Genomic DNA, 23,463 nt, shown 5'->3' on the forward strand with positions numbered 1-23,463 from the left:
CCTGAAGGAAGATATGATCGTTTAGGAAATTCTATGAGCGAAGGGTGAAATCTTTGATCGCTTGAAAATTGATTTTGAGCGGCGGCTTGAGATAGATGACTATTTTTCACTTCATTACAAAGCCGGCTACTCTCACAATCTATGAGAGTAGCCGGCATCAGTTTTCTTATACACTCGTTAGTACTTCTTTATTAAACCGCTCAACCGCTTTGGCAGGATCTACTGGATGGCCAAGATCATTCAATGTGTCCCCGATCAATTCAACCGCTTTTTTCAGCATCTCTTCTGTCGTATTGCCCATATGGCCGATGCGGAACGCTTTGCCTGCTAAATGGGCGAGAGCGCCTGCGACGATGATGCCTTTTTTTGCGAGGGCGGCACGGAATGCGCTGTCATCTACTCCGTCCGGATAGAGGATGCAGCTTAGTGTGGAAGCGGCGGCTTCCTCTTCCGCCAACGCTTTCATGCCGTATTCGGTTAGCGCGGCACGTACCGCTTTTCCGAAGGCGGTATGGCGGACATAGCGATTTGATAATCCTTCCGCTAAAACAAGTTTCATGCCTTCTTCATAGGCGTAAATCAAGTTAACGGGCGGTGTCGCAAAATATTTTCCCGGATCTTGCATGATGGGCTGCCAATTGTTGATATCGCAATAGTAAGCAGGAATACGCCCGAGTTGTTTCCTCGCAGCGAGTGCTGTTTGGTTGAATGCGACGATGGCTAAGCCCGGCGGTACTCCGATTGCTTTTTGTGATCCTGTCAACACAACATCGATTTTGTAAGCAGGATGCCCATACGTTTTGCTCATATTTTCTTCCATCGCAGCCGTTGCACAGACGCCATCCAAAATGACAAGAGCGCCATGTTTCTTCACAACTGGCACGAGTGCATCGAGATCGGCTGCAACGCCTGTCGATGTATCCGCATGTGTAATCGTTACGGCTTTGTATTGCCCAGAAGTCAATTTCTTCTCCACTTCTGTAGGCGCAACTTGTTTCCCCCATTCCGATTGAAGCACGTCCACTTCAATGCCGAACGCTTCCCCTAATTGAATGAATCGATCCCCAAAATACCCTTGGCTGACAACTAAAACTTTCTCTCCTGCAGCAACCGTATTGACGAGCGCCATCTCCATTGCCGTCGTTCCGGAACCTGCCACAACAAATACTTCGCCATCCGTCTGAAACAATTGACGTGTTTGCTCGATCGCATGTTTAAAAATCGAGACAAATCTCGGATCAGTATGTCCTCTCGTTTCGCTCGCCATCGCATCATAAATGGCATCGATGACGGGTGTTGGACCAGGTACGAGTAGCATTTCTTCATTACGCATTTGTTTTCCCCCTAACATTTCTCAACATATTTCTATTCCACTCTTACTACTTCTCTATAATTGGAGAAAACCCTGTTATTTCAAAATAACATACAAAAAATGAAAACGGCTATACTCCTCATCGGAATAGAGCCGTTCTCATGTCATTCTTCATTGGAGCCGATGCAGCGCTCGCATTCATAAAGCGGTGAGTCCACTTTTTCAATGATTTCACAACCGCACTCACGACAGATCTTTTTCGGCATTTCTTTTTGGTTGTTCATTTTCATAGGGATCTCCTCCATTTTTAATTTAATTTTTCATAGCCAGGTAACGTAAGGAATTCCACAAAATCATCTTGCAATGTCAATGAAGAAAACAGTTCTACCGCCTCTTCAAATCTTCCTTGACGATAAGTGGTTTCACCGATCGATTGTCGAATCGTATCCAACTCTTCTTGCATCACCTCCAAAAACAAACCTTCCGTAATCTTGCGTCCATCTTCCAAAATCCCTTGCGGATGGCGAATCCATTGCCATACTTGGGTCCTTGAGATTTCCGCCGTTGCGGCGTCTTCCATCAGATGATTGATCGGGGCTGCGCCATTCCCTCGCAGCCAGGAAGCGATATATTGAACACCGACACTGCAATTCATGCGCAAGCCGGCTTCTGTAATGGTCCCCATCGGCACTTCGAGCAAGTTTTCCGCGGTGACGTGAATGTCTTGCCGTTTGCGGTCGATCTGATTGGGCGTCGGCATCACTTTGTCAAACTGTTCCATCGCCACAGTAACAAGTCCTGGATGTGCAACCCATGTGCCGTCATGCCCGTCTGTCGCTTCACGCCGCTTATCTTCACGCACTTTTCCAAAAGCCTCTTCGTTTGCTTCCGGGTCATCCTTAATCGGGATTTGTGCGGCCATTCCCCCGATTGCCGGGGCATTCCGCTTATGGCATGTTTGCACACAAAGCAATGTGTACGCGCGCATGAACGGCGATGTCATCGTCACTTGGCTTCGATCCGGGAATATGACATCAGACTGATTGCGCAACCGCTTCAAATAACTGAACATATAATCCCAACGACCACAATTCAATCCCGCTGAATGATCGCGAAGCTCATATAAAATTTCGTCCATCTCGAATGCCGCCACAATCGTTTCGATGAGTACAGTTGCGCGAATTGTCCCGTTTGGAATGCCGAGCTGTTGCTGTGCAAAGACGAAGACATCATTCCACAGACGCGCTTCCAAATGGCTTTCCAGTTTCGGCAAATAGAAGTAAGGGCCTGTTCCTCTTGCCAATAACTCCTTCGCATTATGGAAAAAATATAAGCCGAAATCAAATAGGCCCCCAGAAATAGGTTCGCCGTCAATGACGACATGCTTTTCCGGCAAATGCAAACCGCGTGGGCGCACCATTAAGACAGCTATTTCTTCATTCAACGTATACGTTTTGCCGTTTAATGGCTGTGTGAACGAAATCGTTTCCCGAACAGCATCCTTCATATTCAACTGCCCCTCCATCATATTGTCCCATGTAGGAGAAGTCGCATCTTCAAAACAGGCCATAAATGTTTTCGCACCGGAGTTCAGTGCATTGATGACCATTTTCCGATTGACAGGTCCTGTAATCTCAACCCGTCGATCTTGCAAATCCCGGGGGAGTGGCGCAATCGTCCAATCCCCTTCCCGGATGTGTTTCGTTTCAGGTAAAAAATCAAGTTTCTTTCCATTGTCAAGGTCACGCTGCCGTTGTTGGCGCTTGATTAGCAATTCTTTTCGTCGTTCATCGAATTTGGCATGAAGGGCGTGGAGAAATTCAAGTGCTTCAGGCGTCAGTATTTCTGCACTTTCAATCGTTTTTTCCCCACGAACTTCTATCTTTTGAGAGGTCGATGGTTGCATCGTCAGAGGTTTCACCCTTTCTAGTTATTCAGGAAATCAATTACGCCTAGGCGTAATTGCGTCCGGATTTTGAATTGCGAATCGAACAGCGAAGGGTGCGATTTGCCGTATTTCTGCGTTTTTTGCAGAAATTAAGGCACTTAGATAAGCGCAATGGACTCCTTTCATAATCCGTGACATCCGCCGGAGGCTTGGGCCAACAGGATGTTGGTCACTCAGGCGTTGCCAATCAAACAGCGAAGGGTTTGATTTGCCGTATTTCTGCGTTTTTTTGCAGAAATTAAGGCACTTTTTTGACGCGGCGAACTTAGCCTGAGTTCCTCTAATCAGCAGAGAGTTTGGACTTCCTCTAATTGAAATACATTCTTGCATTCACACCGCCACTTATGGAAGTGAAGGACTTCTGCTAAATCAAGTTAAACAAATTGTGCGGTTTCCGTTGAACCTTGCATCGCCGTCGTGGAAGACTGACCACCTGAAATGACTTGTGATACTTCATCAAAGTAACCTGTACCGACTTCACGTTGATGGCGCGTTGCTGTATAACCTTTCTCTTCAGAGGCAAATTCAGCTTGCTGCAATTTCGAATATGCCGCCATGCCGTTATCTTTGTAATCATGCGCAAGATTGAACATGCTGTGGTTCAAAGAATGGAAGCCTGCCAATGTGACGAACTGGAATTTATAGCCCATTTTACCGAGTTCCACTTGGTATTTCGCGATTGTTTCCTGATCGAGATTCGCTTCCCAGTTAAAGGAAGGTGAACAGTTGTAGGCAAGCTTCTTTCCTGGGAACTTCGCATGGATAGCATCAGCGAATTGTTTAGCTTCTTCAAGTGACGGATGGGATGTTTCGCACCACACAAGGTCCGCATACGGTGCATACGCCAATCCGCGTGCAATCGCTTGGTCGATTCCCGCTTTCGTACGGAAAAATCCTTCTGGCGTGCGCTCCCCTGTCAGGAATTCTTTATCAGCCGGATCGATATCGCTTGTGACCATATCTGCCGCATCTGCATCTGTGCGAGCAATGAGGACAGTTGGTACGCCAAGTACATCCGCCGCAAGTCGTGCAGCCACCAAGTTGCGGATCGCATTTTGCGTCGGCAACAACACTTTACCACCCAGATGGCCACATTTCTTTTCAGATGCCAGCTGATCTTCCAAGTGAACGCCCGCAGCCCCTGCCTCGATCATGCCTTTCATTAATTCAAAAACATTGAGCGGTCCACCGAAACCCGCCTCCGCATCTGCGACAATCGGAGCGAACCAATCAAAACCGTCATCGCGTCCTTCCGCATGGTCGATCTGATCCGCACGTTGCAAAGCTTGGTTAATGCGCTTGACAACTGACGGAACACTGTTTGCTGGATATAGGCTTTGGTCCGGATACATTTGCCCCGAAAGATTCGCGTCCGCCGCCACTTGCCAACCGCTCAAGTAGATGGCTTGAAGGCCCGCTTTCACTTGCTGGACTGCCTGATTTCCTGTCAAAGCACCAAGTGCATTGATGAAACCTTCTTCCTGAAGGGATTTCCACAGCCGTGTCGCCCCTTTGGTGGCCAATGTCTGTTCAATCAGGATGGAGCCGCGTAGCTTCACAACATCTTCTGCGGAATAAGGGCGTTCAATCCCTTTCCAACGGCTATCCTCCGCCCAGCTTTTCTCCAATTGTGCAATCTGTTCTTGTCTCGTCATCATCTAGTCACACCTTCCCATTTAATAAACTTTCAACTGCTAATCTAAAACACTACTTTTCTACTGTTTCATAACAGATGAAGTTGTTATACAGTAATATATAACAGAATTTCAAAAATGTCTGGACATTCCGACAAAAAGGCATTTTTTTAAGATGAACGAAAAATAGGACGGATGAATTGGATTTTGGAAATCAAAAACAAAGGGGAAATGACAATGACAAAAGAGAAGTTGAGGATGTCAAATGAAGAATTACAGCAATATACAACATTATTGGAAGATTGGATTCCTGACGATGCTTCCATTGCCGTTGGCGTTGGCAATCACTACATTTGTTATCTTGCAGGCTCTCCTAACATCCAAATTAAAGAAGGCCAGCCCATCGAACCTGGAAGCATTGCGGAAAAAGTCATTCGCAGCAGGCGCAAAATAAAAGCCCTTGTCGATCAGTCACCATCCGGTATCCCCTACTATGGCATCGGCTATCCAATCCAAATACACGACAAACCCGGCGCACTCATTGTCATCCTGCCCCCCAACTACGAACAGCGCCCCGAACCCTTCCGTTATTTAACAGGCAAACAAGACGAAGATTGGAGTCCGATCCCAATCGAACAGATTTCCCATATTGAAAGCCTGCATAAGAAAACTTGGTTTTACGCCAACGACGAAGGCTACTGTACCAATTTCACATTGAAGGATTTACACCTACGACTACCACAATCATTCTTGCGAATCCATCGCTCTTATATCGTCAACATCGCTTACATTCAACGCATTTCCAGGGACCTATCTTCGAATCTTATCCTTACATTGAAAGATGAAACAGAACTACCCGTCAGCCAAACCTATGCAACAGAACTTAGGGCGGTGCTTGGGTTTTAGGAAGTTGTGGTTGAGCGTTTTTGGGGGATTAGGAGCGGCTTTGACGGGGGATTGATCACTCTTAGGGATCTATGAGCGTTGGTGTGGAGGTTTGATCACTTGTGAGGATCTATGAGCGCCTTCTGTAGTGGATTGATCGCTTGTAGGAATCTATGAGCGATGACGATAAAGGTTTGATCACTTTTGAAAAAGTATGAGCGGATTCATTTGGAGTTTGATCACTTATAGGATGCATTTGATCGTTCATGTAAGTCCTTATTTATTTGCAAGAAAGCAAGCCACCGGATAGGTTATCCGTGTGGCTTGTTTTTGTTTTGACTAATTTCAGCCAAAGCTCCCCATTTACCTCCCTAGCACTTTCTATTCAAATTTTAATTTATTAATAAAACTGAATAATCCAACCACTTCAACTCTATATAAAGAGACTCCATTCCTCTTCTCCACTTATCTTCTAAATCCTAGTTAAAACCTGTACTGACACGTTTTTTATCTCACTTTATCTTATACTCCTTATCAATATAGCATAAAAGGTCTTTAGAACTATATTGATTTCCAAAAATCTCGTTACCATTTTGGCCATATTTGAGCCATTTCATTGTCCAAAAACCTTGTATAATAAAAGTAGATTGATAGACTAATTACTCACGCCACTCCATTAAAATATTTAGACTAAAGTCACATAGAATTCCGAAAATTATTAAGGAGGAAATCCAATATGAAAAAAATCATTTCATTGTCCCTCTCCTTCGCCCTTGCCTCGTCAATCTTTGTCGGTAGCCCCAACTATGCGAATGCAGCAAGTTTCTCAGCTCAACCAGCTGTAGCAGCAATCCCTGCGAAAACAAGTCAATACGAAAATTCCTATCAGATGATTCGTTCTACCCTTCTTGAAAATGGTGCGGTTGGTCGATTCGATCCATCCGAAATGTCTCCGAAAGAAGTGGGTGCACTTATTCAGCAAGTTGTGCAAGAAAATCCTGAAATCCTCTATTATAAGTCTGCTAACGTTTGGTCCGACGGAAAAATCGAATATGCTTATTATCTCCCGACTGAAACGATGAAAAAAAATCGTGCAGCTCTTAATGCAGAGGTTGATAAAGTCGTCGCGAGCATCAATAAACCAAGCCTTTCTGATTTCGATAAAGTAAAAGCAGTCCATGATTACCTCGTATTGAACACTGCCTATGATTACGCAAATCAACAAAAGAAAACCATTCCTGCAGATTCTTACACTGCACACGGTGCCTTGCTAGGCGAACTTGCAGTGTGTGACGGCTATACAAAAGCCGCACAACTTCTTCTCAATCGGCTTGGTATCGAAAATCATTATGTAGTAGGCCATATTAAAGACGGCTTGCACTCTTGGAACCAAGTGAAATTGAATGGCAAGTATTATTTCATGGACATTACATGGGATGATCCCGTTCCGAACAAACCGGGCGTTGTCAGCTATGACTATTTCCTCGTCACTTCTGATCAATTACGCAAAGATCATACTTGGGAAGAAAAAAACTGGGCTGTCGCAACGGACAAGCAATATAGTTACTTCCATGACTTCAAGAATATGGTTCAAGTTGGAAATGACTACTTCTACAGCAGTAAATCAGATAATCAAAAACTATACAAAATGGCGAGCAACGGAAAAAATAAGAAAAAAGTAAATGATGTTAGAGCGCCGTATTTTGCAATTGTCGGAAACGATATTTATTTTAGCAACTATTCAAATGGAGGCTATTTATATAAAATGAAAACAGATGGTACGAAGTTAGAAAAATTGAACTCCGTGCACTCTGTCGATATTGCGGTCGATGGAAACATACTTCGCTTTACAGATAGCACTTCAAAGAAACCTATGTCGTTAGCACTCAACAATAAAGCAGCAGCTAAATAAGCACAAAAAACGTGTACACAAACCTAGACGGCATCGTGTACACGTTTTTTAGTTTTAGCATTTCACTTTACATCTGGGTTTTATTTCTTTTTCTTCTGCCAAGTAGCAGCCATCCACCAAGCATGATGAGTACGAGTCCGCCAATCAGTGTAGCGATCGGCATTTCTTCACCTGTTCTCGGTAATGTCGGGCTCCCTTTAGAAGCTTGCGGTCTTGGCTGTTCTTTCACCGTGACACTTGGTGATTCCGGTTTGGATGGCTTTTCAACCGTTACACTTGGTGCCTCTGGTTGTGGTTGTTCTTCAACAATAATTGGTGCCTCCGGCTGTGGCGTTTCTTCAACCGGTACGTTTGGTGATTCCGGTAGCGGTGTTTCTTCGACTTCTTCATTCGGTGATTCTGGTTGCGGCGTTTCTTCAACTTCTTCGTTTGGCGTTTCCGGTGAAGGTGTCGGTGTTACCGGCGTTGGTGTCGGACCGCCACCGCTACCTCCTCCGCCCCCGCCACCAGTAGTTTCTGGTGTGTTAGCAACTGTTCCTAGATCGAGGACTGCAGTCATTCCTGCGGTAATGTTAAAGTCGATTCGTGGCGGTGTATCTCCAAGTTCATAGCCTTCCGATGCGGCTGTTTCAATGATGTAGTAGCTACCCATTGGCAAGTCACTTGCGGAAATGTAGCCATCCGGTTGACCTACTCCACCTGTTATGAGCCCACCCAGAACGAGCGTATCCTCCTCGCCATCTACCACACGATAGATTGCAAAGGTTGCTCCGTTCAACGCTTCCCCTGTGTCACTGTTCACTTTATACAACGTGACAGAGCCAGTTGTGTCAGAAATAGCAGTATTTGCTACTTCGACCTGCACATTAGCAATTTGCGTTGAACTAATGGTAAATGGACGTAGTGTGCCATCAAGCACATAGCCTTCAGGCGCAGCGGTTTCGACAAAGTAATAGCCACCTGCCGCTAAGCCACTCACTGTCAAGTTACCATCCGCGTTCGTCGTCAATCCTGTTTGAATGGCCTCATCTTCTCCGTCTTGATAAAGTGAGAACACAGCGCCACTCAATCCTTCATCTGTCTCACTATCTTTCTTAAACAATGTCACCGAACCTGTAAACTTCGTATTCGTCACTTCCACCACTGCCAATTGAGACGCCGTAATCGTAAAGCTATGCTGCGTCGTCGCATCTAACACATAACCAGTCGGTGCAGTCGTTTCTATGAAGTAATAATCACCAGGTTCCAAATTATTCACTGTCAAATTACCAGCTGTATCCGTCGTTAACCCCGTTTGAATCGGATCCGTTTCGCCTACGCGATACAGCGAGAACACCGCCTCGCCCAATCCTTCATCCGTTGCCACATCCACTTTAGCCAACGTCACCGAACCTGTTCCCGGTTCTGGATCCGGTCCTGGCCCCGGCCCTGGTGGTGTAGAAATAGGGGTGTTTGCTACATTGATAACCTCAGGGTCACCCATTACTTCCGGACCCACCATATATGGAATCGTAAATTTATGCTGGGTACTATTATCTAACTGATAGCCATCTATTGTTGCTGTCTCTACGAAGTAATAGTCGCCATAAGGGAGATTTTCTACAACTAGATGACCAGCCTCCGAATCTGTGCCTGAAGTGATCAGACCCGCTTCAACTAACTCATCCCCCTCTACCTTATAGAGTGAGAAAGTTACACCATTTAATGGTGTTCCTATAGAGCCCGTTCTATGTTTGTAAAGATTGATGGAGCCGGTTGGTTCTAGTATTTTGTTATTATTGACGTAAACAACTAAATCCTCATTACTATCAGTAATCGTGATCGCTTTACCGTCAGTCACTTGAAGATTTTCGTTATCTACAGCTGCATATTCCGGATTGATGTCATAGCCATTTGGTGCTTCTATCTCAATAAGTCTATAGTCACCGTACGGGACAGCTTCAAATTCGGCTACTCCAGCAATTCCGGATGTTTTTTCGCCCCATATCGCCCCTGTACTATCCAAAAGGATAAATTTCGCTCCTGGTAAAAAGTGTTCTGTCGGATTATCCAATGGTACATCCGGGTCGATTTTCACAATCTTAAATGAATTAGTCTTTTTCTCGTTTAAAATCTCCACTGTACGCGTTTTCAAACCGTTGAATTCGAACGTTCCGTCATCTTTAACAGTAAAAGTTTTTTCCTGCATCGGCAAATAGTCATCAACAGCTGCTTCAGTTAACGTATAGTCACCCGGCTTCAAGTTCTGGAATTTAATCTGTTCGCCATCTTTTACCGTTAGCGTTTCGACATAATCATCAGGACCTGTTAATGTGAATGAAGCTTCTAGTAAATCCGGATTCCCTGGATCCGCGTAATACGGATATTCGAATGTTTTATGAACGGTTAGTTCCGCTGTTGGGATTTTAGGATTTTCAATGTCTATCGTAAGCGACGATGAACCTTGAGGCGGGTTCGTCTCACCTACTTTAGTAATATTGCCCGTATCGTCGACTTCAAATGTTTGCTGACCTACTGTCCCATGATCAGGGCTGGTTGTATTCGTTTCGCTTAGTGTATACGTGCCTGGTTTTAAGTTATTGAAGGTCTCACTCGCTCCATGAGTTATGGTTTTTTCTTCATCATAACCATTAGGACTGACTAACTTAAATTTGGCTTGATATTGACTATCATCATTTTCATCCTCAAACGTTTTGTTTACTGTCAATGAGGCTGTTGGGATTTTCGGGTTTTCAATTTCTAACGAATGCGTAGATTCTCCCTCGATCTTGCCATCATCATCTACAATGAAAGTTTGTGAGTCTACAGTCTTATGATCAGTACTGGTCGTATCCGTTTCAGTTAGCGTGTACGTACCTGGTTTTAAGTTATCGAAGGTCTCACTCGTTCCATGAGTTATGGTTTTTTCTTCATCATAACCATTGGGACTAACTAACTTAAACTCGGCTTGATATTGACTATCATCATTTTCATCCTCAAACGTTTTGTTTACTGTCAATGAGGCTGTCGGGATTTTCGGGTTTTCGATATTTATCAAAAGTGTTGATGAACCCGCAGGTGGTTTTTTCCCACCATGAAGCAGTGTCAACGCCCCTTTTTCTGTTATAAGACCATTAACATCAACTACAAATGTTCGTGGTCCTACTTTCTCATGATCGTCACTACCCGAACTTACTTCTGTTAGTGTATATTCCCCTGCTATCATACCCGTAAATGTATGACCATTTTTACCAATTTCCACTTCACCTTCATTTGTGTAACCATTAGGACCTGTTAAAATGAAGGTCGCTTCTAGATTGGTATCAGTCAAGCCTTGGTAGGTTTTTGTAACGGTTAGTTCCGCTTTTGGCGGTTTTTTCTCATTCCATACTGTAATCTTATGTTTCGACTTACCATTAATCTTACCTTCCGCGGTGACTATAAATTCCAATGGATTCGGGCTCATAAGATCATAGTCTCCGCTACCATTACCACTGGCGCCCGTCTCTGTAAGTGTGTATACTCCCGGTGCCATCTCTTTAAATGTCTTGGTTTTTCCGTTGTCAATCGTCTCTGTTTTTGAATAATCGTCAGGACCGGTTAGAGTGAAGGTTCCTTTTAGTGATTTACTATCTGAACCTCTAAATTTCTTTTCTACTTCTAGGTCTGCTTTTGGCGGCGTTTTCTCATTCCATACTGTAATCTCATATTTCGACTCACCATTAATCTTACCTTCCGCAGTGACTGTAAATTCCAATGGATTCGGGCTCATAAGATCATAATCTCCGCTACCATTACCACTGACACCCGTCTCTGTAAGTATATATACTCCCGGTGCCATATCTTTAAATGTCTTGGTTTTTCCGTTGTCAATCGTCTCTGTTTTTGAATAATCGTTAGGACCAGTTAGAGTGAAGGTTCCTTTTAGTGATTTACTATCTGAACCTCTAAATTTCTTTTCTACTTCTAGTTCTGCTTTTGGCGTTTTCTCATTCCATACCGTTTTCTCATATTCCTTCTTACCGTTTATCTTGCCATCCGCGGTGACTGTAAAAGTCCACGGACTCATAAGACTATAGGTTTCTTCATCCGTGGAGCTTATCTCGGTAAGTGTGTATTCTCCCGGCACTAGATTTTTAAATTTCTCATCATCACCATTTTCAATCGTTTCTGTTTTAGAATAATTGTTAGGACCGATTAGGGTGAATGTACCTTTTAACGATTTATTATTTGAATCTCTAAATTTCTTTGTGACTTCTAGTTCTGCTTTTGGTGCATTGTCAGGAGTACCATCACAATTCATGCCTATAGGAGCATTTATAAAGATAAACTCATGATGTTTTTTTCCCGAATTGTCATCGGCAACTACAAATGATTCATAATCCGTATAACAAAGCTTCTGTCCCGATGGTAGGTTCTCTGTTAGCGTCATTTTACCATGGCGTACGTTCTCAAAGAATGCTACTCCGAATTTATTTGTTCGTATTTTTTCATCATACTGATTTGAATTTCCTGGTCCAGTCAAATGGAATTCTACACCCTCAACTGGATTACCTTTGGGATCTTTTTTTATGACTTTCACAGTACCATTCCATGGATTTCCCTTACTAAATGGCATTATGTCATCCATCAAACTTTCTTTACATTCAATTTCCACATCATTTTCATCAAAGCATTGTTCGCCTTCTTGAACTCCCTCTTGATTTTTGTTGTCCGAATTCGTTACGTCATCTGGATTCGTCTCATCATCCGGACTTCCTCCGCTTCCATCCGGACTTCCTCCGCTTCCACCGGTTGCTTCGCTATCATCCGGACTTCCTCCGCTTCCACCGGTTGCTTCACTACCATCCGGACTTCCTCCACTTCCACCAGTTGCTTCACTACCATCCGGACTTCCTCCACTTCCACCGGTTGCTTCACTACCATCCGGACTTCCTCCACTTCCACCGGTTGCTTCGCTATCATCCGGACTTCCTCCGCTTCCACCGGTTGCTTCGCTATCATCCGGACTTCCTCCGCTTCCACCGGTTGCATCGCTTCCATCCGGACTTCCTCCACTTCCACCAGTTGCTTCACTACCATCCGGACTTCCTCCACTTCCACCAGTTGCTTCACTACCATCCGGACTTCCTCCGCTTCCGCCCGTTGCTTCACTTGAGCCTGTGGATTCTCCTGCACTTAGCCCTCCATCATCCGCATAGGCAAAATTCCCCGATCCCATCGGCCCCAAAATAATTTGACCGATTAGCAAAATCATCAAGGCGATCAGATTTAGCTTTTTCGACATGTTCTTCCTCCTCACTTGAAGTACAGTTGTTGTCACTTTTTCAGTTCGGCTTGCACGATTAATCGATCTGGCGGATTGGATTTTCCAATCGGCGTGCAAGTGACGAGTGTGAGGAGTGGAGTATCGGTGTCATTTAGGACTGAAACGTCTGTTTTGGGGACAACGAACTTCCGGGTGATTTCATATTGAAACACGCCGTCCCGTGTGGTCACTTCGATTACGTCATCGGGTGCCAATTCATCCAGTCGGTTGAATTGCTTGCCTTTGACAAGTGCCCGATGTCCCGCTATCCCGACGTTATCAATACCGAATTGTTTTTTTGGTTCAATGACTCCAGCTCCTTTACTAAGATTCACTGCACCTGCACCGTCAAACACGATCATTTCAAGTTCAATCCTGTCAATCCGCAGAATCGCTCTTGCTCCTTCAAGTGCTTCCTGTTTTTCACCTTGCGTACTGTTGGCGACCATCGACTTTTTCAATTGATCTACGTCATTTGCATCGATCCTACTTTCTGCATCTGTGGATAATTGTTGCAAGTACTCTGTTTTTCCTAACGCTTCAAAGCTATCGATGAGCTGTTGCTGTTCGCGATCATAGACCCATTTCTTTTCGATTTGAGGATAAGAAACAAGAGCTACTCCCATTAGCAAGACGATTGAACCAACGATTCTACGCAACTGGTTATCACCTTCTTCCGAAACGGATTTCTGAAGAATACAATTATTCAATAAATGATAGCAACTTCACACTGAACATTTTCTGAACATTCCGTCTAAAATAAAAAAACACTTGCGAATCCTCCTATAACAAAAGGATTCGCAAGTGCTTGTTCAGCTCATTACTTACTAATATGCTTTGTATAAATGTCAATAATCGCTTTCGGAATATCGATTCCTAACTCTTCGATCCACCTCTTTTTAAATTCATGATAACGGATAATCATTTTTTCTATTTTTCTTACTTCACCATAATGCTCAATGAATAAACAAATATAATCCTCATTATAAGGGTCCATTTGTATCATTTGATCCAAACAAATTTCAATTGAGGACGATTGCTCCCTGTTATTTTTCACCTTGTGGATATAGGCCTCCAAATATTGCAAGTAGGCCTGTTTTATCCTTTGTTGTGCATGCAGTGCCCAAGGGTAGCTTTCTTCTTCCAAGTAATCGCCTTGATACAATCCAATGGCTTTTTCAATCGCTGCACGTGTCATCTCCCTTTTATGTAGTATCTGTTCAAGTTCGGAAGAGTCGCTCTGGACAGAGAAGTTCAACGCATATTTTTCATTGATCATCGATATCGGATTTTCGACTCCGAGTGCTTTAAGCCCTTTACGTAACTGATACACGGTTGTATGCAATAATGTAGTCGCCTTCTCAATCGGTAAATCTGCCCATAATTCCTCTATAATACGTGTGCGGTGAATGGCAGCTTCCCGATGATGCCATAAGTAAACAAATAACTCTTTCACTTTTTTCGTTCGCCATTTTACAACGTTTTTCCCGCTCCAAACAAGTTGAAAACTTCCCATCACACGAGCTACTAATTGGATTTCTTCAGCCTTGAGGGATTGGCTGTTTTGTTTGTATGTGTCAAACCTTTTTTGCATTTTATCGATCGTTTTCTGTAAACGTTCCCTTTTCACAGGTTTCAATAAATAATCAACAGCACTCACTTCAAATGCTTTCAACGCATATTCGGAGTAAGCTGTTACAAAAACAACCTCTACATGTGGAAATCGCATGACGATTTCTTCCGCAAATTGGAGACCATGGATATCTCCCATCTCCATATCCAGAAACACGACATCCACTCTCACATTTTCCATTTCTCTAAATGCAACTTTTGCACTCGTAAAGGTGCCGACAATTTCGATGTGCTCAATTCCTCTTAGCACATTTTCAAGAACATTTATGGCAAGCGGTTCATCATCGACTAGTATCGCTTTCATTGTCCATAACCTCCGGCAAGATAATGGTTATTTTTGTGCCTTGCCCTTCATGACTTTCCAGCTTGAATTGCGCATTTTTCAACAACTTCAATTTATTGAAAGCATTCACAAAACCGATTCCATCTCCACTAAGTAACGCCTCTTTTTGTTCTTCTTTTATCCCAATCCCATCATCTTGGATAACAAGGATAATCCCTTCAGCACCTTTATGAATGGAAATCGATAATGTGCCACCTTCCCTTTTTTTCGAAATGCCATGTTGAATCGCGTTTTCAACAAGTGGCTGTATGGTCATGGCTGGAAGTGTAGTTTGAATACATTCATCAATATCGTAGTGGACCGTTAGTCTATCGCCATATCTCATTTGCTCGATGGCTACATAGGCTGTCACCAGTTCCATTTCTTGTTTTAATGAAATCATTGAATTTTGTTTATAAAAATCCAGTTTTCCTCTGAAATAAGTTGCTAAATATTGCAATGCTTCCCGTGTTTTCTCTGCATCTTTGTAGGTCATACCAATAATTGTATTCAGCGTGTTATATAAAAAATGCGGAGCAATTTGTGCATAAAAATAGCTTAGTTCATTGTGGACAGCTATTTGCGCTGCTTGCTTCATCGCGCATAACGATTCAACTTTAGCCTTGAGTTCTTCGGGTTGAACAGGCTTTCGCAAAAAGTCATTCGCTCCCACTGTCATTGTCGTAACGGCATCTACTGATGGGGCACCCGCAGTCAAAAGTAAAATAGGTAGTTCAACTAAACTATATTCCTGCCGAATGAGTTCGCAGACTTCATAACCCGACATCTTAGGCATCACTAAATCTATGATCAGTAAATCAATATGATTCTTCTTTATCATGTCGAGTGCTTGTTGCCCATTATCTACCGCGATGACTGTATATTGTAGGTCGCCTAACAAGTCTACAAGCAGTTGAATCGTTGCATGGTCATCGTCTACGATGCCAATCGTATTATTGCGCTGACCTACAACTCGCTGCGGAAGCTTCAACTTGGCGACGTTCTTACTAGGCTTGTTCCTTATTTCGGGTTCCATCTCATCGTTTCTTTCATATTCGTGCGGTCCCGCGAGTGGTAGCGTGAAAGTGAAACAAGTTCCTTTTCCCAATTCCGACTGCACCCAAATCGAACCTCCGAATAATTCAATTAACTGCTTGGCAATCGTCAGTCCAATACCCAGTCCCTCGGTATTCTGCTCATCGTTTATTTGAAAAAAAGATGTAAATATCAACTCCTTATACTTTTTTTCAATACCGATTCCCGTGTCTTCGATGGAAATCTGCATCTGATCCTCTCTCACCCTCGCAGTCACAAGGATAGTCCCTTGCTTTGTATATTTAATGGCGTTATCCATCAAATTGAAGACGATTTGTTTCAAGCTTTGTGGATCTACATACACTGGTGGTAAATCGCGAGCAATCTCGTTTTGAATTGTAACAGGATAGAATGGGGGCAGTAGAAAACTCATTTCCTCTAGCATTTCGTCCACAACCGTCAGCTGAACAGAAGTCGGTTGGCTAGATGTATCCTCTTGTTGCATCGTTGAGACGCTCAATAAATCTTTCGCAATGACGGATAAGCGCTTGCCAGCCTGTTGAATGCGCGTCACAGTTTCCTGTTGTTTTAATCGTAAGGGGCCTTCCGTTCCTTCCATTAATGATTGAGATAGATTCAACACCGTTTGTAATGGCGCTTGCAGTCTCTGGGATGTTCGCTTTAAGAATTCATCCCTTAAATGATGATACAGAAGCAAATCATTGGATAATTGTTCAACTTGCAAGTGATTCGACTGAAAACGTCGGCCCATCAGCAAGGACAAGCCCATGGTCATAATGATAAATAGCAAAACATGCACATAGCCAATTTCCAGGGCGACTAAGAAATGCAATCCTATGAGTACTCTGTGGCAAATAAAGGTCGTCACAATAACAAGCAAATACTCAGACCAAGCGGTTTTATCCCAAAATGCTTTTAGTAAAACGTGAACAATATAAACATTACACATCCCCAACATGAGGATGACGATGATTCGATAATTTTCCATTGGAAAATGATTCATCATAAATTCGAACACCTTTGGAATTCCGAAGAGCAAAACGTGCAATACTAACAAACTGACCAAACGCATGACTATTTTTCGATTGGCGTACTTTTGAAAAAAACTATTGATATACAATAAAAAGAACACGACAGATAAATGAATGAGTGCTACCTGCATTGATTTGATCGATAAGCTATTGAAGTTTTGGAAGCTTAGTAAAAATAGTTGTTCATTTAATGTGGCAAAATATAAGGCTTGGATGAAGAAATAAATACTGAAGTAGAGTTGGTAATACTCATTTCTTATTTGCAAGAAAGAACCCAAATAATACAGAGCCAATACGATATATCCAGCAAAAAGAATGGCATCCAATATATTATTTTTTTCACCTAATACTATCGATCCGTTAAGATTCTGGAGTTCATTGTTAAAATAGATGCTCAATAAAGTTACTGCGATAATCAATAGAGATAGAATACTAGCGACGCTTCTTCTCACAATTCACCTCATTCATACGACATTTTGACTAATTAGAATATTCAACTTATTGGTTATTCTATTTTAACTGATTCCATAGGATAAAAGCACTTATTTTGCATCTATTTTAGGTATCAAAACAATTTATTTTTTAAAAACTTTATTATCATAATACTTTTTGACTACTTCGAGAATATAAAAAATCCGTAAAAGTAACTTTACTTTTACGGATTTCCCTATGTTTTACAGCTATTGGTAACTACTGCAATTGTTTTTATATAAATGTTAGGCAGTTGGAGGCACTACTGATTACTTAACCGCATCCACAAACTGCTTTGTTCCTGCCATTGAGGCGTCGTATAATTGCTGCGACAATTTTTTCGTATTGTCCATTGTTTCCGGCCAATTTTCTTTCATATCATTGAACGCATCCAAAAACAGGGTGTCTTGTTTGTGGATATCCCCGATCGGGAATGCATAGGCCTCCAATTCGGCCAATTTCATGAAGTCATTCACTTTATGATGATAGGAGATGGCCATGATCGGTGTTTCTGTGCATGTCGCCAAGATTAAGGAATGGAGCCTTGTACCGATGATGATATCCTGTTGTGCCGTTACTTCTAAGATCCTGTCAGGCAACAAGTTATCGTCGATAATGGAGATCTTCTCCTTGTGCGTCATCTTTTGCTGAATATCTTTTGTGACGTCCGCGTCTTGCGGGAATTTCGTCGCGAAAAAAGTCAGTTCGACATCATGTCGTGCCGCCAGATTGTCCAAGTTTTTCGCCATGCCTTCTACATAATCATTGTAGATAGCGGGATTTCCTTCTGGCCAGTAACCAGCGTTGTAGTAAGGGACAGCTGTAATGCCGATTTTCGTTGGGGCAACGGATTTCTTTGCGCCCTCCTGGCGTAATGAAAACGCCGGATCACCGATGATCTGCACGTCTTCTTTCACACCGATTTCCCGTAGCAGTTCTGCAGATTCCGGGTCACGCACCGACACGCTTTCCGCATGTTTACACATATAGCGGATAAACCATTTGCCCAAGCCCGATAGCAACGGACCCGCGCCGCAACCATAAATGACATATGGCGTATTCGAATTTTTCGCCATCATCGCATAAGAACCATATAGCGGCGCTTCTCTTTTATAAAGGTCCATTAAGATACCGCCCCCGCCGATGATGAGCAGATCGAACGTTTTGACGATTTCCTTATTAAGACGATACGTTTTGATGAATGTTTTCACTGCGTTGCCATTTTTATAATAAAGCGGAAAACTGCTGACACCGTAGCGCTTCGCCGTCTGTTCAGGATTATTGCTGAAGACGGTCAGTTGCTCACTACCTATATTGAACGTCGACGTCACCTGCTTGATAATGCTTAGCAGAATCGCTTCGTCTCCGTTATTATCATTTCCATAATTGCCGACAATACCGATTTTCATGTGTATACTTCCTTTATTTCGTGATGGTTTTAGTATAGCATAGCCGCGCGTGCTCTTGAAAATGGAACCCACTACCCAACCTCAAAAAAAGTGCCAGTTGCTGATACATATTGAATCAGTAACTGGCACCAAATGTCTTTTACTTATTGATGCTGCGGTATAGAAATGCGCTGAATTGTGCGCGGTTCACAGGTTTATTCGGCTCGAAGTTGCCTTTTTCATTGCCCGTTGTAATGCCGCTGTTCGCTAAAATATGCACTTGCTTGTACGCCCAGTGGCTTGCTGGGACATCTTTGAATTTCTTCGCTGATTCGCCTTCTAGCTTATAAGCTTTCACGAGAATCGCCGCCATTTGTGCTCTTGTCAACTGTCCGGTTGGGTCGAAATTACCGTCTCCGGTACCACCTACGATATTGGCATTGGCGATGGCATTGATTTCATTGAAATAGCGGTGTGAAACCGGAACGTCTTTAAACACTTGTGTGCCCGGTTTTGTCGTATCCAAATCGAATACTCGGCTTAAAATGACAGCCGCATGTTCACGGGAGAGTGTATTGCCCGGATTAAATTTCCCATCCAAGTCCCCTTTGATATATCCACGCTGCTTCAGGAAATTGATTTCCGTGAAGTATGCGTAATTGGCAGGGATGTCTTTGAAGGCAGGCGCCCCGTCCGTTACATTGATCGGGATACTCGCTGTTTTCGTACCGAGTTTCACCGTCACTTGCCCTTTGCCGGCTTTGTTCGCTGCTTTGAAGCTTCCGGATTGGGTGATCGTTCCAATATCGCCTGAGACGCTCCACTCCAGTTGTTCAGGTGCATAAATCAGGTTCTTCCCTTGTGCATCTGTCGCTGTCGCTTTGAATGAAACCGAAGCGCCCGGTGTCACTTTTGACGTCGAAGGTGCAATCGTCAATTTCGTCGGTGCATCGACGACTGTGACAGGGAATGATTGTTTCGCATTGCCATATTGTACGGTAACCCGGTCCTCCCCGGCCTTCACTGCACTATAGGATAGCCCCGATCCTGAGACTGTCCCTTTCTCCGATACGACTTGGATCTGGTTATTGTCCACTTTCAACGGATTATAATAAGCATCAAGCACATGATTGACCGTCATCGAAACTTTCGATCCAACGAGTAACGTACCGATTTGATTGCGTGAAACGCTAATATGGGCCGGATCACTCACGGGTCCGGTACTGATTGCCTCGATAATGGCTGATACGCGACGCTCAGCGGAGTTAGTCGTCCGGTTTGCCAAGACGACTGTATTGCTGCCGTGGTTACGTACACCCATTGCAGTGGAACCGCCGCCGTCAAAATTGATGGCCCTGTCATAACCTTGTGCCGCCAAGTAATTGGCAAACTGTGTCAATGTCATACCGTTACTGTAACCGGAACGGTTGTCCACTGTCACAAGATGCACTTGTTTTTTGTCCTTACTGATGGCAACAGCTGTACGTGCAGTACGTGAACTCGCCCGCCAGTTGGATGTATCCATCGTGATATGCGGTTTGCCGTCTTTCAATAGCATCGGTCCGCTCGCCAGCATGAACTGGGAATCCATCCATTTGTCGTCGATGGATAATGAAAGGGAGACATCTTCCCCAACTTGCATGTTTTTAAAGCGTTCAAGCCCTTTTGCACCGTGAACGGACAAGACAAAACCGGTTTTCGGTATTTCTACTTTTTCTTTTGAACCATAGCCACGCACCTTCACCACTTTTCCGGACACTTGTTGCCCGTATTGCGTATGCGTAATCGGCTGACCTGTGTCAACGACAATTTCAATTCCATATTGATTAGAATTGGTATATTGGCTACTATATTGCGGTGTAAAAATGATCGTTTCGTCATTTTGACGTTCACGGTTCAGACCTGTGATTTGGTAATTGAATCCTTTATAACCCAAATGGATGCCCAAGTTGAAATGATCAATTTCGGCAAGACCATTTTTTGTGACACCAAAAGCGATCGGCTGGCTCACGTAATAGCTGGATGAGCTGGAAATGACACCGCCGTTGACGATATTATTTCCTTGTGAAATCAAATACATCGGATAACCGCTATTCATGTCGAAGAAGGAGGCATTGATGGCCCCGACGACACGGTTTCCATCCTTGGAATCCCGATTGGCCAAAGAGGTCGTCGTTTGCGTTTTGTTAATCGGTGATGGTAGACCGATATCCAATTTCGTATGTGGATCTCCTAGATTGACAGATAGATGATTTATGTAATTTGTTCCAGAATGTGTATATTGAGAATATTTTACTCCCGAAGACACCGGATAACTTTTCACCGAATTTTGATTGGCAGAAGCACTTATCGGGGCAGTCCATAACAATGCGGCCGCCGCTGCTGTCATGGCAATCTGTTTCCCGACACGTTTCATTGAAGCTACTTTACTAACCATTAAGCGGAACTCTCCTTTCCTATGAATATACAGCTTACCAAAGGTTTCGACAGATTGCCATAATCCATAAGTTGTAAAATAGAAAAGGTTGTAAATTTGTGATTATTATTTCTTACGGGGGATCATAGGTTAGGGGGGCGCTCATTCATTCTCTCAAGTGATCATAGATCGTGGCACGCGATCATTAATCCATACAAGCGATCATAGATCATGGCACGCGATCATTAATTCTCTCAAGTGATCATAGATCATGGCACGCGATCATTAATTCAGACAAGCGATCTTAGATCAAAGCACGCGATCATTAATCCATACAAGTGATCATAGATCATGGCACGCGATCATTCATTCTCTCAAGTGATCATAGATCATGGCATGCGATCATTCATCCTCCCAAGTGATCATAGATCAAAGCATGCGATCATTCATTCTCTCAAGTGATCATAGATTGTGACATGCGCTCATTAATCCAAACAAGCGATCATAGATCAAAGCACGCAATCATAAATCCATTCCTATGATCATAGCCCCCACCCCCGCGCTCAATGATGCTGCTCGAGCGACCACCAAAAAAACCGCGTAAAGTGTCTAATTTTACACTTTGCGCGGTTATTAAAGTTATCGTTCTTTCAAATTCATTTTCACGTATTGATTGGTATACGACGCAAATGTTCCGAAGATCAGGAAGTAGAACATCGTATACATCTTCAATTCCCAAATATTATAGTAAAAACCGGAAAAGCCGGTTGCGAACCATAGTGCGATCATGAATTTTCCAAACACGGTTTTCCGTTCTTTCCAGAACATCGCAAGCATCCCTAACAAAAAGGCTGCAAACAATACAACGCCAACTGCACCTGTTTCCGCAATCACTTGGATGTACTGATTATCGGAGTAGAAATACTTGCCACCGTAAATATCCGAACGGATGCCGTAATGGTTGTAAATCGGTGATCCGTAAGACAATGTCGCAGACCCTCCGAATGATCCGAAGCCTGTCCCCGTGATCGGGTTATCCTTAAAGACTTCAAAGCCTTTATTGATATAGAAGAATCGACCGCTTTCGGACATGAGCGCCAAGTTATTTTCATCGAACGTCTCGCTAATCCTTCCACCGAAACTCCCCGCTCCTGGTGCCGGTGCACTGAGACCCAGTGATTGAAAATACTGTACAGCAAGATTCACAGGGAAATAAATGATGATGATTGATGTAATCCCAGCGAGCACCAAACGCTTGAGCACTTGCCAATTTTTTGTCAGCAAAATGAAAATCAAGCCGAAAATGAACGCTGAAATCCATGTTCCCCTTGAGTAAGTTAAGATGAACACCCCAAGGAAGAGCACAAGATTGATATTCAAGAACAACCGGTATTTCTCTTTGCCATACACCGATTTCAAGAAAAAGAGCGCGATGATTGCAAAAAACAGTAAGAGCGCCAAGGAATTGGGATTCCCAGGAAGCCCATAAATGCGGACAGCATTCGTAGCAGACAATGTCTTATACTTCCAGATATCCGGCAACAACAACTGTCTCAAGGACAATTTCTCAATCAAACCGTGGATGGACACAATAAAGCCTGTCCACACCGTCACCCATGCAAATCGACGGTACCAACCTTCCGGTAACAGCATTCTGGAGAGGATATAGTAAAGCAAATACATGATGATGAATGTCCGGATTTGGAAAATCACAGCTGCGGGTAAGACGTTTTGCATCAATCCGATTACTGCGCCGAACAACAGGAATGCAAAGAATGCCCATTCAAACCATTTAAACGAAAACAACGACTTCCAATTCCGTCCACTGGAAAGAACCAGTTTAGCAAACGCGATGACTGTAATCAGGTCACCGACTAATTTTAAACCTGAATTCACTTCCACCAGTAACGGACGGATACTGACATAAATAATGAGAAACAGCAAACTTTGTTGCGGCCTAAAAAAGGCAAACAGGACAAAAAACAACGACGTTGCCACTAGCGCTATGGATGAAGGTAGGAATAAAGCGACTACGACCACCGCGAGCGCCACTAACAGTGAAACTGTATCTTTATCGCTTACATATTTTTTTAAAGTTGACATTCACACAATTACCCTTTCTATGAAGAATCGCTTAACAAGCACAATGACCAATGAGATAGAAGTCCT

The 23,463-nt window shown here is 43.4% G+C and carries 13 protein-coding genes; 2 read left to right on the forward strand and 11 right to left on the reverse strand.

The window, feature by feature from the left end; genetic code table 11:
* Window positions 1-166 precede the first annotated feature (166 nt).
* The 4 genes from MHZ95_RS14610 to aceA form a co-directional block, all read right to left on the reverse strand.
* Window positions 167-1,333, reverse strand: coding sequence for a pyridoxal-phosphate-dependent aminotransferase family protein (locus MHZ95_RS14610; protein ID WP_239391523.1), 1,167 nt, complete (start codon window positions 1,331-1,333; stop codon window positions 167-169).
* A gap of 143 nt (window positions 1,334-1,476) precedes the next feature.
* On the reverse strand, window positions 1,477-1,602 hold the full coding sequence (locus MHZ95_RS14615; protein WP_239391524.1) for a YhfH family protein: 126 nt from the start codon (window positions 1,600-1,602) through the stop codon (window positions 1,477-1,479).
* A 17-nt stretch (window positions 1,603-1,619) separates the two neighbouring features.
* A complete protein-coding gene (gene aceB, locus MHZ95_RS14620; RefSeq protein WP_239391525.1) occupies window positions 1,620-3,218 on the reverse strand; it encodes a malate synthase A in 1,599 nt (532 codons plus the stop codon).
* A gap of 416 nt (window positions 3,219-3,634) precedes the next feature.
* Window positions 3,635-4,918 (reverse strand): isocitrate lyase, encoded by a 1,284-nt coding sequence (aceA, locus tag MHZ95_RS14625; RefSeq protein ID WP_239391526.1) that lies wholly within the window; start codon window positions 4,916-4,918, stop codon window positions 3,635-3,637.
* A gap of 213 nt (window positions 4,919-5,131) precedes the next feature.
* On the opposite strand from aceA, the gene MHZ95_RS14630 reads away from it, so the two are divergent.
* Window positions 5,132-5,800 carry a LytR/AlgR family response regulator transcription factor gene (locus MHZ95_RS14630; protein WP_239391527.1) on the forward strand — a complete coding sequence of 223 codons (669 nt, stop codon included), beginning with the start codon at window positions 5,132-5,134 and terminating at the stop codon, window positions 5,798-5,800.
* A 715-nt stretch (window positions 5,801-6,515) separates the two neighbouring features.
* Window positions 6,516-7,691 (forward strand): DUF5050 domain-containing protein, encoded by a 1,176-nt coding sequence (locus tag MHZ95_RS14635; RefSeq protein WP_239391528.1) that lies wholly within the window; start codon window positions 6,516-6,518, stop codon window positions 7,689-7,691.
* 67 nt (window positions 7,692-7,758) lie between these two features.
* Here the strand turns inward: MHZ95_RS14635 and MHZ95_RS14640 are convergent, their stop codons facing one another.
* The 7 genes from MHZ95_RS14640 to MHZ95_RS14670 form a co-directional block, all read right to left on the reverse strand.
* On the reverse strand, window positions 7,759-12,957 hold the full coding sequence (locus MHZ95_RS14640; RefSeq protein WP_239391529.1) for a SpaA isopeptide-forming pilin-related protein: 5,199 nt from the start codon (window positions 12,955-12,957) through the stop codon (window positions 7,759-7,761).
* Between the two features lie 32 nt (window positions 12,958-12,989).
* Entirely contained in the window at window positions 12,990-13,637 is a 648-nt protein-coding gene (locus tag MHZ95_RS14645) for a class D sortase (protein WP_239391530.1), read from the reverse strand.
* 161 nt (window positions 13,638-13,798) lie between these two features.
* Window positions 13,799-14,914, reverse strand: a complete 1,116-nt coding sequence (locus tag MHZ95_RS14650) for a response regulator (RefSeq protein WP_239391531.1) — start codon at window positions 14,912-14,914, stop codon at window positions 13,799-13,801.
* Entirely contained in the window at window positions 14,892-17,471 is a 2,580-nt protein-coding gene (locus tag MHZ95_RS14655; RefSeq protein WP_239391532.1) for an ATP-binding protein, read from the reverse strand. Before MHZ95_RS14655 ends, MHZ95_RS14650 begins: the two co-directional genes overlap by 23 nt.
* Before the next feature lie 288 nt (window positions 17,472-17,759).
* Window positions 17,760-18,899: a polysaccharide pyruvyl transferase family protein gene (locus MHZ95_RS14660; RefSeq protein ID WP_239391533.1), complete on the reverse strand. Its 1,140-nt coding sequence runs from the start codon at window positions 18,897-18,899 to the stop codon at window positions 17,760-17,762.
* Between the two features lie 139 nt (window positions 18,900-19,038).
* Window positions 19,039-21,315, reverse strand: a complete 2,277-nt coding sequence (locus tag MHZ95_RS14665; protein ID WP_239391534.1) for an S-layer homology domain-containing protein — start codon at window positions 21,313-21,315, stop codon at window positions 19,039-19,041.
* 618 nt (window positions 21,316-21,933) lie between these two features.
* Window positions 21,934-23,397: an O-antigen ligase family protein gene (locus MHZ95_RS14670; RefSeq protein ID WP_239391535.1), complete on the reverse strand. Its 1,464-nt coding sequence runs from the start codon at window positions 23,395-23,397 to the stop codon at window positions 21,934-21,936.
* Window positions 23,398-23,463 lie beyond the last annotated feature (66 nt).

This window comes from Sporosarcina sp. ACRSM (assembly GCF_022346545.1).
GTDB lineage: Bacteria > Bacillota > Bacilli > Bacillales_A > Planococcaceae > Sporosarcina.

Excerpts from the sequence above, each read along its gene's own strand:
- MHZ95_RS14610 (WP_239391523.1), bottom strand. The coding sequence starts at position 1,333 with ATGCGTAATGAAGAAATGCTACTCGTACCTGGTCCAACACCCGTCATC.
- MHZ95_RS14615 (WP_239391524.1), bottom strand. The coding sequence starts at position 1,602 with ATGAAAATGAACAACCAAAAAGAAATGCCGAAAAAGATCTGTCGTGAG.
- aceB (WP_239391525.1), bottom strand. The coding sequence starts at position 3,218 with ATGCAACCATCGACCTCTCAAAAGATAGAAGTTCGTGGGGAAAAAACG.
- aceA (WP_239391526.1), bottom strand. The coding sequence starts at position 4,918 with ATGATGACGAGACAAGAACAGATTGCACAATTGGAGAAAAGCTGGGCG.
- MHZ95_RS14630 (WP_239391527.1), top strand. The coding sequence starts at position 5,132 with ATGACAAAAGAGAAGTTGAGGATGTCAAATGAAGAATTACAGCAATAT.
- MHZ95_RS14635 (WP_239391528.1), top strand. The coding sequence starts at position 6,516 with ATGAAAAAAATCATTTCATTGTCCCTCTCCTTCGCCCTTGCCTCGTCA.
- MHZ95_RS14640 (WP_239391529.1), bottom strand. The coding sequence starts at position 12,957 with ATGTCGAAAAAGCTAAATCTGATCGCCTTGATGATTTTGCTAATCGGT.
- MHZ95_RS14650 (WP_239391531.1), bottom strand. The coding sequence starts at position 14,914 with ATGAAAGCGATACTAGTCGATGATGAACCGCTTGCCATAAATGTTCTT.
- MHZ95_RS14660 (WP_239391533.1), bottom strand. The coding sequence starts at position 18,899 with ATGAAAATCGGTATTGTCGGCAATTATGGAAATGATAATAACGGAGAC.
- MHZ95_RS14665 (WP_239391534.1), bottom strand. The coding sequence starts at position 21,315 with ATGGTTAGTAAAGTAGCTTCAATGAAACGTGTCGGGAAACAGATTGCC.
- MHZ95_RS14670 (WP_239391535.1), bottom strand. The coding sequence starts at position 23,397 with ATGTCAACTTTAAAAAAATATGTAAGCGATAAAGATACAGTTTCACTG.